A 15,909-nucleotide genomic window follows, 5' to 3' on the forward strand; every position below is an offset into this window, starting at 1 on the left:
TTTTATACTCCTAATTTCCAACCAAGGGTACGCATTAAGTCCGAGAATACACCAGCTGCGGTAACTTCAGTACCAGCACCATAACCACGTAATACTAATGGAATTGGTTGGTAATAGCGGCTATAAAAAGCCAACGCATTCTCACCATCCTTGATTTTAAACATAGGATCATCACCATCAACAGCAGCAATACGTACCTTACATTTACCTTCTAGAATTTCACCAACATAGCGCAATACTTTACCTTCTGCTGCCGCTTTTGCTGACTCTTGAGCAAAATAAGCATCCGCTTCAGGAAGGCGAGCCATAAACTCATCAACTGTGCCAGAATCATCAAAACCTGGTGGCAGAGCTTGCTCAACTTCTACATCATCTAGCTCTATTTCAAGGCCGGATTCACGAGCAAGAATAAGCAACTTACGAGCGACATCCATACCTGAAAGATCATCACGAGGGTCAGGTTCAGTAAAGCCGTTTTGTTTTGCAACATTTGTTGCTTCGCTTAACGACATTCCTTCATCTAGCTTACCGAAGATATAAGATAAAGAGCCGGATAAAATACCATTGAACTTTTCAAGCTCATCACCTGCTGCAATGAGATTTTGCAAGTTCTCAATAACAGGTAGACCAGCACCTACTGTTGTTTCATACATAAATTTACGACGAGTACCGCGCGCTGCATTACGTAATTGATGGTAATACGCCATTGAGTCGGTATTGGCTTTTTTATTTGGCGTAATAACATGGAAACCAGCGGATAAGAAATCAACATACTGAGCTGCAATTCCATGGTCAGAAGTACAATCGACAATCACAGGGTTAATAATATGGTTACGTTGCACCAAAGCAATCAGTCGAGCTAAACTAAATTCTTCTGACGTATGACTCATACGATCACGCCAAGTATCTAGCGGAATACCTTTACTATCCAGCAATAAACCACGGCTATTTGCTAAACCGCAAACACGGATTTCAATGCCTTTCTCTGCAAGTTTTGGTTGCTGACGCTTAATCTGATCGACAAGTTCGCCACCAACGCCACCAACACCAACAACAAACACATCTAAAAAATGCTTACTATTAAATAAGTTTTCATGACAGGCTTTAATTGATTCAGAGATTTTATCTTCTGGAATAACAGCTGAAATTGCTCGCTCTGAAGAACCTTGTGCAATGGCAATAATATTAACGTTTACTTCAGTTAAAGAAGTAAAAAATTGAGATGCGACACCTTTAGATGTACGCATACCATCACCAACTAAGGTAACAATTGCTACGTTATCAGTGAATTCTACCGGCTCTAGTAAGCCATCTTTTAATTCAAGTTCAAACGCTTCTCTTAATACTTGCTCAGCCTTACATTTGTCTTCAGCTTCAATACAGAAACTGATGCTGTACTCTGAAGAGGATTGTGTAATAAGAACAATGGAGATACCAGAAGTAGACATCGCACCAAATACACGACTTGCCATGCCAACCATGCCCTTCATTCCCGGACCGCTAACATTAACCATTGTTAAGTTGTTTAGTGTTGTAATTCCTTTAATCGCAAGATTATCTTCGCCAGTATCCTGTCCAATTAAAGTACCAGGGCCTTGAGGGTTAAAACTGTTTTTAATCAAACAAGGAATATGGAATTGCGCAATAGGTGCGATTGTTTTTGGATGCAGAACAGAGGCACCAAAATAAGAGAGTTCCATTGCTTCTTGATAGCTTAATGATTTTAATAAACGTGCATCATCAACTAATCGAGGGTCACAATTATAGACACCGTCAACATCGGTCCAGATCTCACAACATTCAGCACGAAGACAGGCTGCAAGTACAGCTGCAGAATAATCTGAACCATTACGACCCAGAGTAACTAATTCACCTTTTGCATTACCCGCAGTAAAACCCGGCATAATGTTTACATGCCCAGAAGGCAAAGGTTCATTTTTAAAGTTGAGCGTTGAGATATCAACATCAACAGCACCTTCAAGAAAATCACCGCGAGCATATAGATATTTAACAGGGTCAATCAGACTTGCCGGTTGGCCTTTGGCCTCAAGCACCGCTTTCATTGTTACAATAGAAATGCGCTCGCCTTTACTGATAATTTTTGCGTATACGTTATCTGGACACATACCTAATAAGGTGATCCCATGGACGTATTGACGAAGTTGAGAAAGAGAGTCTTTTAGCTTGTTTTCAAGCGTTTTAAGATCAACTTGCGGAAGAGCGTTAGAAATACCATCAAATAACTGAATAAACGTAGATTCTAGCTCTGTAATCTGTAATTCTGCTTCTCCATTGCTAAGAACATTATCTACTACAGAAACTAATTTATTAGTCACTTTTCCTGGAGCTGATAACACAACTGAAACGTCTTGCTGTTGTGCATTATTGGCAATAATATCTGCGGCACGTAAAAAACGATCTGCATCGGCTAATGACGAACCACCAAACTTTAATACTCGCATTTCTATCCTCCCTAAAAACGAGTGTTACTGCAGTATCCTTACTGCTCTTAGCATAATAACCTTTTCGGTCAATAATGAAAGAATACAGTTAAGAATTAGTAACGAAATTGCAAAAAAAAACCCGCTCTGAAAATCAGGGCGGGCTTTTTAAAATACTTACGCGTATCAACCCACCCCAGCAACCATGGTGCCGGTAATTGTTGTGGTAATAATCATTGAGCTGATAGTAAACATATTATAAAAACTCTGAAATAAATGATTGCGATATACCATAACTACCTTACTTTCTGCTTACAAGTCAACCAAAAGTTTACTCATTCATTTAACAAAAGAAGAATATATCGCCTCAAGTTATTGAGTATTAAATATAAAATAAAATTTTATAGATTTAACTTCTGCAATTAAATTAACAACTCTTTACTCATCAAAACCCCATTAAGATCAGCATAAATATAATCACCAGGAGAAATGATCTGAGTATTAATAGTAACGGACACTTGTTTTTCTCCTGCTCCTCTTTTTTCTGTCTTAAATGGGGAGGCATTTAGCGCTTTCAAACCTAATGGCATATTCTGTATCGCACCGACATCACGTACTGCACCATAAACGATAACGCCTTCCCATTGGTTTTCTACCGCAAGTGTAGCGACCTGATCACCCAATAACGCTTTTTGGCAAGAGCCGTTACCATCAATCACTAACACCTTGCCTTTTCCGCTAGTTTGCAAAACCTCTCTTACTAAAGAGTTATCTTGATAGCAACGAACTGTTACAATTTCACCATAAAAGCATGCTTTTCCACCATAGTTTTTAAACTCGACATCAATCAGCTGTACTTTCTCTTCAAATTGATCACAAATATCAGGTAATAAATCCATTTTATTTTCTCCTTGTTTGTAAAGTTGACTCTACAATAACAACATTTGTTAAAATATTTAGCGATAAATCGCATAGATATTTACAATTTTAATATAGATATGTGTCTATATTTATTACTACACTGTATTGACCTTAGTTGATATTGACTTAAATCAATAAAATGTATGGAAATAAAAATCGCTTATTGTTAGAGTGGTGTTAAGGGATTAAAATCTCCCTTCTATTGGAGTTTCAGCGAGTAGCTCACGAATTTAGAGCTTTATCATGTTATTGATTATATATTCAATAACAACCACCAAGGATGGCGTACCGTTTAGGTTTCTATTCTTCAATTAACATTTTAGTTTACTATTGAAGAATATATTTCCTATTTGTAAATTTTTTATTATAGAATTAGTACTATTAATTCTACTTTTGACTTTAACCAGTTAGTTAGGTACCGCCCATGCAAACCCCTCAGATCCTAATCGTTGAAGATGAACACGTAACTCGTAATACACTTAAAAGCATTTTTGAAGCTGAAGGCTACAATGTTTTTGAAGCGAGCGATGGCGAAGAGATGCACACTGTGCTTTCTGAGCAACAACTTAATCTTGTGATTATGGATATCAACCTTCCAGGCAAAAATGGCCTTCTTCTTGCTCGTGAACTTCGCGAGCGTGGTGATATGGCTCTTATGTTCCTAACAGGCCGTGATAACGAAGTTGATAAGATTTTAGGTTTAGAAATTGGCGCTGATGATTACATCACTAAGCCATTTAACCCTCGCGAACTTACTATTCGTGCTCGTAACCTATTAACTCGTTCAATGAACCAAAGCACAACTGTTGAAGATAAGAAAACAGTTGAGCGTTATGCGTTCAATGGCTGGACAGTTGAAATTAATAGCCGTTCTCTTGTTAGTCCAAGCGGCGAAAGCTACAAGCTTCCTCGCTCAGAGTTCCGTGCTCTTCTTCACTTCTGTGAAAACCCAGGTAAGATCCAGACTCGTGCTGATCTTCTGAAAAAAATGACAGGTCGTGAGCTTAAGCCGCACGATCGTACGGTTGATGTGACAATTCGTCGTATCCGTAAGCACTTTGAATCAGTAACTGATACTCCAGAAATCATTGCTACGATTCACGGTGAAGGTTACCGTTTTTGTGGTGATTTAGAAGAGCTATAAACCTCTTTTATTTTATCCAATAAAAAATGCCCAGCTAGTGATAGCTGGGCATTTTTAGTTTATACAAAACAACTAATAAACCGTATCAACCTGAATATCAGTTTCAACAATCCACTCATTATTTGCTTCAATCGCAATATCAATAACTTGTGTCGCATCTATATCATAGAAAGATTGACCTGTAACTTCCCATGTATGGTTATCATGAACTCTCACTTCGAACTCATCATCTGATAATGACCACGAATTATCACCTTGACGAAGAATAACTTTATCAATCATTAACTCAGGCGCAATTACTTGTTCTGATGTTAATGTCAGTGCAAAATTAACCTTACTTTCATCTGTTTTTTCGCCTATGGTTGGCATTTGATCAATCCATACAGCTGAATCAAGTTGAATTTGAGCATTCATCATTTCAATTTTATTATCTTGCTTCCAATCTGCTTGTTGCTCTGTTGTCATTTGACACCCTGATAACGCAACCACCATTACTGAAGCTAATAGTACCTTTTTCATGCTATTCCTTATTTATTTTGCTGCTCTAACCAGCTTTTTAATATTTGAATATCATTTTCATATTCATTTTTTATCTCTTCAACCCAGTCATCAATGTTTTCCCACCATGCTGGTAATTCTGGCGATTGAGCCTTTTGAGCGATTTGTTGAATATGCTTTAACCCAATAGAGCCTGCAGCACCTTTCATCTTATGTGTTTCAAATACAATACCGTCTTGATCTCTTGCTGTCATATTAGTATCTAAGATTTGAATGTATTCTTTCATACTCTTTTCAAACATCTCAATACTGGTATAAACAGGTTTAGTACCAACAATATCAATGTATGACTCTAACATCTCCACATCCAATAAACGCTCAATCAATTGCTCATTTTCCAACTGCTCAGCCGTTTTAATCGGTTGCTGTAATTGCTTTTGAATTATTTTCTTATCCGACATTGAAAATAACTCAAGCACCTCTGTTAAAGCTTTAACGCTCAGAGGTTTGCTTATTGCTTCATCCATGCCTTTTTCAAAGTATTCATCTTTTTCTTTTAATAAATTAGCAGTTAAAGCAACGAGTGGCGGTAACTCATCAAACCTTTCTCTTAATGCTTGAGCAACATCAAACCCTGTCATATCTGGTAATTGAATATCAAGTAACGCTAAATCGTATTTGGCTGGATCAAATCGGTTAAGAGCATCTTCGCCGCACATGGCAACATCTACAGTATGTCCGAGACTTTCAAGCAGCGAGCGAGCAACCGTGATATTTAATTCAATATCTTCCAGCATAAAGATACGTAATGACTTCGCGCTTTTTACCTCCGGCATCGCCTCCTCTTCTTCTACAGAATCGACTAATGGCACATTGATCGTTACGGTAAATGTACTACCAAAACCTATTTCACTACTGACGGTAATGTCTCCATCCATCAGATTAATAAGCTCTTTAGATACCGCTAAGCCAATGCCTGTTCCGACAGCATGCAGATTATCTTTACCTTGCTTAACTTGATAATACATGGCGAAAACATTATCTAATTCTGATTCAGGGATCCCGATCCCTGTATCTTCAACTTCAAAAGTGATCTCAGCACTGTCTGAATAAATTTCAGCACCAACCGACATTATAACGCTACCTTCTTTGGTAAATTTAGTGGCATTACCAACTAGGTTCCAAAGTACCTGTCGCAAACGTGTACTATCAACACTAATATTTGCTGGTAAGTCTGTTAATCGCTCAAGATCAAAAAGAAGACCTTTTTGCTCAGCCATCAAACCTGAAATATTTTCCATCTCAGTAACAAAGCTTATAAAATCAAGAGGTTTTGGAAGTAATTCTAATTTACGACGATCAAATTTATCCATATCGATAATATCGTTAAAAATATTACCAAGCGTGATCGCACTGACATTAATGGTTCGCATATAGTTATGCTGTTCATCATCAAGACGGGTATCTAATAACATTCGACTTAAGCCCACAATACCATTTAGTGGCGTGCGTAATTCGTGGCTAATGGTAGAGATAAAGGTGGTTTTATCTCGACTGGCTTTTTGTAGTGCCTCTTCATACTCTTTGCGCTCTGTTATATCTCGCCCAAAGCCGACTAAACCAAGATGGCGTCCCGATTTACTATAGAAAGGAATTTTACTGAGCTCATAGCATGCTTTTCGCCCATCAGGGTAATCTAGCCATTGTTCATAAGTTAATGGTTTATTATCTTGCAGTACCTGTCTATCGGTATCAATAACTTTTGCTGCAACCTCTGCGTTATAAACGTCTTTAGGAGATAAACCAATTAATTCTTTTTCTGTTTTACCCGTCAGCTCTTCCATGGCTTTATTACAGCCAGAAAATAAACCTAATTCATTACGGTAATAAATAATATCTGGAGAAGTATCTAAATAAGAGCGAAGTAATGCGGTTTGTTCTGCTAACTCTAATTGTGCTTTTTCACGCTGAAAAACTTCATTTTCTAGATCTTCCATCGCTTCTTGTCGAGCATCTTCTGCTTTTTCACGCTCTTCAATTTCTTGGTTAAGTTTCTTAACATTGCCCTTTAATTTTTTATTTAACTCTAAATCACGAGTACGCATCTCTTCCATTTTACTAACTAATTTAGAAAGTCTCTGACGTGAGTCTTCTAAATGTTCAACGACGACAGATAAGAAAAAGACAGCCCAAGGCGTTATAAGCAAACCAAAGAAAACGGAACGGACAATGTCTAGGTCATTGACTTCACCACTTAATACAAGTGTAACGCCAACTTGGACAATAACGGCCAATGCGACTAATGCAATGGCAAGTAAGAGACTAAAACGAACAATGCCAAGTCTCACCATGAGATCGACATAAAATTGCGCGAGAATTTTTAACTGCTTCATAAACACACCCTGATAGTATTCAACTAAATAATATCAGGGTTAGTTCTATTTGAGTTATTTTTTCAATATTGGCGTTGTATATTTGAAGGGTTGGTTTATCAGAGAACCTTGCGCCCCTTTTTTATTAAGGGCCATACCTACGTTAGTTAACCCTAACCAGCGAGGCTCACACCATAATGGCGAAAGTAAAGTAGGTCGTCTTGCTGTTGCTGACACTCGATGATACACAATCTCTGGTGGCGTTAATCGGATTAACTCACAAGCTATATCAACATAATCATCCATTTCTGGTGCTTCAATTTTTCCTGCTCGCCATGCTTTTGCCATGGTGCTTCCCTCTACGATATGCAAAGGATGCAGCTTTAATCCATCGGTCCCCGTTTCAAGTACCTTTGCTAATGTCGCTCGGTAGTCATCTTGAGTATCTCCCGGCAGTCCAATAATTAAATGGGTACACACTTTAATTCCAAGCGATCTCGCCTTACGAGTAATCTCATCATAACAGGCAAAATCATGTCCTCGATTAATACGCTTTAACGTTTTATCATTGGCCGTTTGTAACCCAAGCTCTAACCAAACTTCATAACCATCATCAACATACCCTTTTAGTAAATCCAATACGGCATCTGGCACACAATCAGGACGAGTTCCAACGCATAATCCAACAATATTGGCCGACTTAAGTGCTTCTTCATACATATTTCTTAATACCTGCACTTCAGCAAAGGTATTCGTATACGCCTGGAAATAAGCAAGATACTTTTTCGCTCTCTGCACTTCCCCAGCTCTATCTGTCAGTTGATCATGAATCGATTTGAACTGCTCTTGTTCATCAGAAAATGAAGCGACATTACAAAAGGTGCACCCCCCTTTCCCAATTGTTCCATCTCTATTTGGGCAACTAAAACCACCATGAAGAGTAAGTTTATGTACTTTTTCGCCATAACGGCGTTGTAGATCTTGCCCAAAGGTATTTGCTAGTTCATGAAGTTGCATTGCGATAACCAATTAATAAATCAAACACTTAGTTCACAAATAAAAAGAAGTCTCACTCCTATTTGTGAAAGTTGCTAACTCGTTTGTAAAAAAAGACCGTAAATAATATCGAAATTCACCCATCTTAATTGTAATTTATATCAATAAAATGCGCATAAAGAGGCAATTTATCGCAAAAAAAGCCGAATTATTATAAATACTTATTCACTTTGAGTAAAAAAAGTGAAAATTACGTGCAACTTTCGTTGGTATTTAATATGACAAAAATGTAGGATAGTTACATCGTTAATATAGTTTAATTTGCCACCAACACGAATGTTGTGGTTTTTCGATAGTGGTATCTACTCTCAAACAACAAATACAATGGATAAAGGTGTATTTGATAGATACCACAATGGATTGGGTTTGTTTGCACGTCATATTAAGTGATGCCCGCAAACACCAGAATGGATTCAAACTTGCTACCTCTTGAGACTAACTCACAGCAAGTGCGATTTAAAATTTAGCAAAGGACTAGACAGAAACTTACGTAGAGAAGTTGTGTCTGCATAATACTGGAAGGATGTATCTATGGTAGATAGAGAGCAGAATACACAAGGCATGTATACTCCCGAGTTGGAGCATGATGCGTGTGGTATCGGTTTTGTCGCTCACCTCAAAAACCGCAAATCTCATGATGTCGTCACTCAAGCACTTGATATGCTTGCTCGTATGGAGCATCGCGGTGGTCAAGGCTGTGATCCATGCAGTGGTGATGGCGCGGGTATTCTTTTACAAAAGCCTCATGAGTTTTTATTAGAAGAAGCCGTAAAACTTGGTATTAAACTGCCATCTTTTGAGAAATACGGTGTTGGTGTTGTCTTATTCCCTAAGGATGAGCATAAACGTCAACAATGTAGAGATATTTTAGAGCGTAATGCTCAGCGTCTTGATTTAGAAATCATTGGTTATCGTGTTCTCCCTGTTGATAATTCAATGCTAGGCGACGATCCCCTAAGTACAGAGCCTCAATTTGAGCATGTATTTATTTCTGGTGGCCCATCAATGACACCAGAAGAGCTTGAGCGTAAATTGTATGTTCTACGTAACTACACTGTTCGAGTATGTTTGGAGAGTATTTCTAATATTGGTGATGATTTCTACATTAACTCTCTATCGTACAAAACACTTGTTTATAAAGGTCAATTAACAACTGAACAAGTACCACAGTACTTCCTTGATTTACAAAATCCAACAATGGTGACGGCATTAGCGCTGGTTCACTCTCGTTTCTCTACAAATACCTTCCCTCGCTGGCGTTTAGCTCAACCATTCCGTTACATCGCGCACAATGGTGAGATTAATACCGTTCGTGGTAACTTGAACTGGATGAAAGCGCGTGAAGCTATCATCGAGTCTGATTTATTTAGCCAGCAAGAGATGGATATGCTACTTCCAATTTGTCAGGAAGGCAGCTCGGATTCATCGAACTTTGATATGGCGTTAGAACTGCTGGTTCTTTCTGGCCGCAGCTTGCCTCACGCATTAATGATGATGATCCCTGAAGCGTGGCAAGAAAATAAAAACATGGACCCTACACGTCGTGCGTTCTATCAATACCACGCAAACGTAATGGAACCTTGGGATGGCCCTGCGTCTGTTTGTTTCACCGATGGTGTCCAAGTAGGTGCTACTCTTGACCGTAACGGCCTTCGTCCTTCTCGTTATACCGTAACTAAAGATGATTTCCTTGTCATGGCATCAGAATCTGGTGTTGTTGAAATTGCCCCAGAAAATGTTGAGTTCCGTGGTCGTCTGCAACCGGGACGTATCTTTGTTGCTGACTTAGAGCAAGGCCGAATTATTTCTGATGAAGAAGTAAAAGACGGCATTGCGAACTCACAACCTTATGAAAAATGGGTTGAAGAGAACCTATTAAGCTTAAATAAGCTGCCTGAAGCAACAAACCAATACAGCCAACCTTCTCCTGAGCGCCTACTTAACCGTCAACAAGCGTTTGGTGTTACCTCTGAAGAAGTGAATGAGATTATCCTACCATTAGCAAAAACGGCTTATGAGCCATTAACTGCAATGGGTGCCGATTGGCCACTGGCGATTCTATCTCATCAATCACAGCATTTATCTAACTACTTTAAGCAGTTGTTTGCTCAAGTAACTAACCCACCGATCGACCCGATCCGTGAGCGTATGGTTATGTCGCTAAACACTTATTTAGGTAAAGACCAAAACTTACTTGCTGAAACGCCTGAGCACTGCCAGAAAGTTGAACTTGAATCACCGGTTCTTTCTAACTCTGAGCTAGAAAAACTGCGTGCTATTGATAACGAGCATCTACAAGCTAAAACTCTAGATATCGTATTCCAAGCCAATGAAGATGCTGGCAAACTTGAGCGTGCACTTAAACGTATCTGTCAGTATGCAGAAGATGCCGTCGTTGATGGCTACTCTATCATTCTACTAACAGACCGCGCAGTAAACTCAAACCACGCAGCTATTCCTGCAATGCTTGCAGTTGGTGCGGTTCATCACCACCTAATTCGTAAAGGGTTACGTGCTAAATGTGACATCGTAATTGAAACGGGTGATGCTCGTGAAACGCATCACTTTGCAACATTGGTTGGTTACGGCGCAAACGCAGTTAACCCATATCTTGTTATTGAAACCATTGTTGAACTTCAACGAGTTAAGAAGCTAGACCCAACAGTACATCCAAAAGTATTGTTTGATAACTACCGTAAAGGGGTTAACGGCGGCCTGCTTAAGATCTTCTCTAAGATGGGTATTTCAACACTGCAGTCATACCATGGTGCCCAAATCTTTGAAGCGCTTGGTATCAGTAAATCAGTGGTTGATAAATACTTCACAGGGACCGTTTCTCGTATCCAAGGTCTAACGATTGATGATATCGCAAAAGAAGTGTTAATCCGTCACCGTGTTGGTTACCCAACTCGTGAGATCCCTGTTCAAGTACTTGATGTGGGTGGCGTATATCAGTGGAAACAACGTGGTGAAAAACACCTGTTTAACCCTGAGACAATTTCACTGCTTCAAGAGTCAACTCGTAATAAAGATTACGGGCAATTTAAGAAATACGCGAAGGCGGTTGATGATCAAGGTGATGATGCAGCAACATTACGTAGCCAATTAGATTTCATCAAAAATCCAGCAGGATCTATTCCTTTAGAAGAAGTAGAGCCAATTGAGAATATTCTAAAACGCTTTGCCACTGGTGCAATGTCGTTTGGTTCTATCTCACACGAAGCTCACTCAACACTTGCTGTTGCAATGAACCGTATCGGCGCTAAATCTAACTCAGGCGAAGGTGGTGAAGACCCGATTCGTTTTGAGAAAAAAGACAACGGTGACTGGGAACGTTCAGCAATCAAACAAGTAGCTTCTGGTCGTTTTGGTGTAACGTCTTACTACCTAACTAACGCTGATGAGCTACAAATTAAGATGGCTCAAGGTGCAAAACCTGGCGAAGGTGGTCAACTACCTGGTGATAAAGTCGATGATTGGATCGGTGCAACACGTCACTCAACTCCTGGAGTTGGTCTGATTTCACCACCGCCACACCATGATATTTATTCAATCGAAGATTTAGCACAACTTATTTACGATCTGAAAAACGCCAACCGTAAAGGTCGCGTTAACGTTAAGTTAGTATCTGAGGCGGGTGTTGGTACTATCGCCTCTGGTGTAGCGAAAGCAAAAGCCGATGTCGTTCTTATCGCTGGTTTTGATGGTGGTACGGGGGCATCGCCAATGTCATCTATCCGTCATACAGGCCTTCCATGGGAACTTGGTCTAGCAGAAACACACCAAACACTACTGAAAAATGGGTTACGTAACCGTATCGTTGTTCAGTCTGATGGCCAAATGAAAACACCTCGAGATCTTGCAGTAGCAACGCTTCTTGGTGCTGAAGAATGGGGCGTAGCAACCGCAGCTCTGGTTGTTGAAGGTTGTATCATGATGCGTAAGTGTCATAAGAATACTTGCCCTGTTGGTATCGCAACACAAAATAAAACCTTGCGTGAGCGCTTTGACGGCCGCGTAGAAGACGTAGTTACGTTCTTCCAATACATGGCTGAAGGTCTACGAGAAGTGATGGCTGAACTTGGTTTCCGCTCTATCGATGAAATGGTAGGTCAATCTCATAAACTAAAAGTTCGTGATGATATCGGCCATTGGAAATACAAAAACTTAGATTTAACTCCAGTACTCCATGTTGAACAACCTCGTGCTGAAGATGGAATTTATAACCAAATTCAACAACAGCATAATCTTGAAGATGTTCTTGATCGCAAGCTTATCCAAGCTGCTATTCCTGCTCTAGAGAAAGGTGAAACAGTTACTGCTGAGTTCGATATCCTAAATACCGACCGAAGTGTAGGTACTATGCTGTCGAATGAGATATCAAAAGTGTATAAAGACCAAGGCTTACCACAACCAATGAACGTGAAGTTCAATGGCTCTGCTGGTCAAAGTTTAGGTGCATTCCTTGCAAAAGGCGTGAAATTTGAAGTCGAAGGCGATGCGAATGACTATTGGGGTAAAGGTTTATCTGGCGGTACGCTAGTGCTTTATCCAAACGAAAAATCAACGATTGTCGCTGAAGATAACATTATTGTCGGTAATGTCTGTTTCTACGGCGCAACTTCTGGTGAGTCGTATATTCGTGGTATGGCTGGTGAGCGCTTCTGTGTACGTAACTCAGGTGCAAAAGTCGTTGTAGAAGGGGTTGGTGATCACGGTTGTGAATACATGACTGGTGGTGTTGCCGTTATCCTTGGCTCAACGGGTCGTAACTTTGCGGCAGGTATGAGCGGTGGTGTTGCCTATGTTTGGGATAAGTCTGGTGATTTCGAAAGCAAACTAAACCCTGAACTCGTCGACCTAGACCCTATCGAACAAGAAGATAAAGATCTTCTATTAGAAATGCTAACTAAGCATGTTGAATTCACAGGAAGTGAAGTTGCTCAGTCTTTCTTAGATAACTTTGAAGCAAACTTAGCCTCTCTGGCTAAAGTGATGCCGCGTGACTACAAAGCGGTTCTTCAAAAGCGTAAAGCTGAAGCACAACAGGCACAAACGGAAGAAGTGGAGGCAGTATAATGGGTAAGCCTACTGGATTTTTAGAACATGGTCGTGAGCTACCAAAGAAACTCGACCCAACGGTTCGAATTCAAGACAATAAAGAATTTGTTTTAAACGAAGAATTTGGCGATAAGATTGGCACACAAGCCTCTCGTTGTATGGATTGTGGTGTTCCCTTTTGTCACAACGGTTGCCCTATCGGTAACATCATTCCTGAGTTTAATGATGCGGTATACCGTGATAGCTGGGAAGAAGCATGGAAGATCTTAAGTTCAACCAATAACTTCCCTGAATTCACCGGTCGAGTGTGCCCTGCTCCTTGTGAAAGTGCTTGTGTTCTTGGTATCAATCAAGACCCAATCACTATCTGTAATATCGAAAAAACGATTGTAGAAACCGCGTACCGTGAAGGGTACGCGCAACCTAAAAAACCTCGTTCTCGCACAGGAAAAACGGTTGCTATTATCGGTTCAGGTCCTGCTGGTTTAGCCGCGGCTGAACAATTAAACAGTGCTGGTCACTCTGTCACTGTCTATGAACGCGATGAAAAAGTTGGTGGTCTACTGCGCTTTGGTATCCCTGATTTCAAGTTAGGTATGGATATCATTGATCGTAAAATCAACTTAATGGCTGATGCCGGTATCAAGTTTGAAGTAAATGCGCATATTGGTGTCGATATTAATGCCCTGCAATTACGCCAAGACTTCGATGTCGTTCTACTCACTGGTGGTTCTACTGTTCCACGAGATCTACCAATTCCAGGTCGTGAACTCAATGGCGTTCACTTTGCGATGGAGTTCCTAGGTCAAAACAATCGCCGTGCTAATAATATGGATCTTAAAACTAAAGAGATCCACGCTAAAGGTAAGCATGTTGTTGTTATTGGTGGTGGCGATACAGGTTCTGACTGTGTAGGTACATCGAATCGTCATGGCGCAGCAAGTATTACTCAGGTTGAGATCATGCCGATCCCACCAGAAAAACGCCCTGCAAATATGCCTTGGCCTCAATATCCAATGATCATGAAAACAACTACTTCTCACGAAGAAGGCTGTGAGCGTCATTGGAATATCCTAACCAAAGAATTTATCTCTGATGATGCAGGTAATGTGAAAGGCCTACGTATTGCTGATATTGTTTGGCAAGATGCGAAACCAGGTGAACGTCCAGGATTTGATGAAGTCGCTGGTAGTGAGCGAGTGATCCCTTGTGATCAAGCATTCTTAGCGATGGGCTTCTTACACCCTGAACCAACAGGTGTATTAGCTCAACTAGATATTAAACTGGATGACCGTGGTAACGTAGCAACAGATGGTTATGCAACCAATCAAAAAGGTGTTTTTGCCGCGGGTGATATGCGTACTGGTCAATCCCTGATTGTACGTTGTATTAATGAAGGCCGTGAATGCTCTAGAGAAATCGATGCTTACCTAATGGGTAACTCGAACCTAGAAGCAAAAGCGGATTCACTAATGCTATCTGCATCCTAGTTTTTAAAATAGATTAATTCAGGTTTCCTTCCAAACCTTTGGCCAACATTTCGATGTTGGCCTTTTTTATTCTATACTGACAACGCCTATTCAAAATAATGAACTTACCTATGATAAAAATACTCACCATATTTTCAATATTGCTAACACTTACCGCCTGCAGTAAAGGAGTCGACAATATGCCTGATAAATCAAAAATGATGTGTGCAGATAAACCTAATTGTATCTCTACACTAGAAGCTAGAGCTGATTTCAGCGCTGCCCCTTTCACTCTAAATAACTCCGATACAAAAATAGAGTCTATCGCTCAAATAGCCGAGCAACTTAAAGGTGCAAAGATTGCAGTTATTAGCGAAAACTACGTCAGAATAGAATCGACAAGTACTGTCTTTCGCTTTGTTGATGACTTAGAGCTTAGAATAGAAGGCAGTAACCTTATTGTTCGCTCTGAGTCTCGTACTGGACACTCTGACTTTGGTGTAAATAGAAAACGCGTAGAACAATTAAGAACGATGCTACTAGAGAAAGAGATCATTTCTCAATAGACGTGAAAAAGCCCTAATCGAAAGATTAGGGCTTCTCAGTATAATGGCTACGTTAACGGGACTTTCTATTAACCTTGAGAGCGACACGTCCCCCGGTGTGACTGGCCGCTAAGCTCTCCAATAGAAAGCCTAACCAACTGAACTGCCACTTCGCTGTGTCTATTCTGCATTATTTTGCTTTTATTCAGACGTAAAAAAGCCCTAATCTTTCGATTAGGGCTTCTTAGTATAGTGGCTACGTTAACGGGACTTTCTATTAACCTTGAGAGCGACACGTCCCCCGGTGTGACAGGCCGCTAAGCTCTCCAATAGAAAGTCTAACCAACTGAACTACCACTTCGCTGTGTCTATTCTGCATCATTTTACTTTTATACAAACGTA

General features: G+C 40.1%; 9 protein-coding genes. 4 read left to right on the forward strand and 5 right to left on the reverse strand.

Annotation, left to right across the window (positions count from 1 at the left end; all coding sequences use genetic code 11):
• Nucleotides 1-2: 2 nt before the first annotated feature.
• The gene (gene thrA / locus PVK63_RS15735; RefSeq protein WP_130087846.1) at nt 3-2,462 is read right to left on the reverse strand and encodes a bifunctional aspartate kinase/homoserine dehydrogenase I; all 2,460 of its coding nucleotides are present in this window, start codon (nt 2,460-2,462) and stop codon (nt 3-5) included.
• A gap of 401 nt (nt 2,463-2,863) precedes the next feature.
• Nucleotides 2,864-3,340 carry a putative 4-hydroxy-4-methyl-2-oxoglutarate aldolase gene (locus PVK63_RS15740; RefSeq protein ID WP_130047737.1) on the reverse strand — a complete coding sequence of 159 codons (477 nt, stop codon included), beginning with the start codon at nt 3,338-3,340 and terminating at the stop codon, nt 2,864-2,866.
• Nucleotides 3,341-3,786: 446 nt separating this feature from the next.
• On the opposite strand from PVK63_RS15740, the gene arcA reads away from it, so the two are divergent.
• Nucleotides 3,787-4,506, forward strand: a complete 720-nt coding sequence (arcA, locus tag PVK63_RS15745) for a two-component system response regulator ArcA (RefSeq protein WP_130059996.1) — start codon at nt 3,787-3,789, stop codon at nt 4,504-4,506.
• 72 nt (nt 4,507-4,578) lie between these two features.
• Here arcA and PVK63_RS15750 read toward each other — a convergent pair whose 3' ends face one another.
• From PVK63_RS15750 to PVK63_RS15760, 3 genes are read right to left on the reverse strand one after another with little or no spacing between them, the layout of a single operon-like run.
• Nucleotides 4,579-5,025 carry a membrane lipoprotein lipid attachment site-containing protein gene (locus tag PVK63_RS15750; RefSeq protein WP_130087847.1) on the reverse strand — a complete coding sequence of 149 codons (447 nt, stop codon included), beginning with the start codon at nt 5,023-5,025 and terminating at the stop codon, nt 4,579-4,581.
• Between the two features lie 8 nt (nt 5,026-5,033).
• The gene (gene arcB / locus PVK63_RS15755; RefSeq protein ID WP_130087848.1) at nt 5,034-7,397 is read right to left on the reverse strand and encodes an aerobic respiration two-component sensor histidine kinase ArcB; all 2,364 of its coding nucleotides are present in this window, start codon (nt 7,395-7,397) and stop codon (nt 5,034-5,036) included.
• 54 nt (nt 7,398-7,451) lie between these two features.
• Nucleotides 7,452-8,393 carry a TIGR01212 family radical SAM protein gene (locus tag PVK63_RS15760; protein ID WP_130044914.1) on the reverse strand — a complete coding sequence of 314 codons (942 nt, stop codon included), beginning with the start codon at nt 8,391-8,393 and terminating at the stop codon, nt 7,452-7,454.
• Nucleotides 8,394-8,963: 570 nt separating this feature from the next.
• Between PVK63_RS15760 and gltB the strand changes: the two genes are divergently transcribed.
• From gltB to PVK63_RS15775, 3 genes are all read left to right on the forward strand, one after another.
• Entirely contained in the window at nt 8,964-13,511 is a 4,548-nt protein-coding gene (gltB, locus tag PVK63_RS15765) for a glutamate synthase large subunit (RefSeq protein ID WP_130087849.1), read from the forward strand.
• The gene (locus PVK63_RS15770) at nt 13,511-14,983 is read left to right on the forward strand and encodes a glutamate synthase subunit beta (RefSeq protein ID WP_130047732.1); all 1,473 of its coding nucleotides are present in this window, start codon (nt 13,511-13,513) and stop codon (nt 14,981-14,983) included. Before gltB ends, PVK63_RS15770 begins: the two co-directional genes overlap by 1 nt.
• A 113-nt stretch (nt 14,984-15,096) precedes the next feature.
• Complete coding sequence (locus tag PVK63_RS15775) at nt 15,097-15,528, forward strand: DUF1499 domain-containing protein (RefSeq protein ID WP_423734712.1); 432 nt, start codon at nt 15,097-15,099, stop codon at nt 15,526-15,528.
• The last annotated feature ends 381 nt before the right edge of the window (nt 15,529-15,909 follow it).

This window comes from Aliivibrio sp. S2TY2 (genome assembly GCF_028765525.1).
Lineage (GTDB): Bacteria > Pseudomonadota > Gammaproteobacteria > Enterobacterales > Vibrionaceae > Aliivibrio > Aliivibrio finisterrensis_A.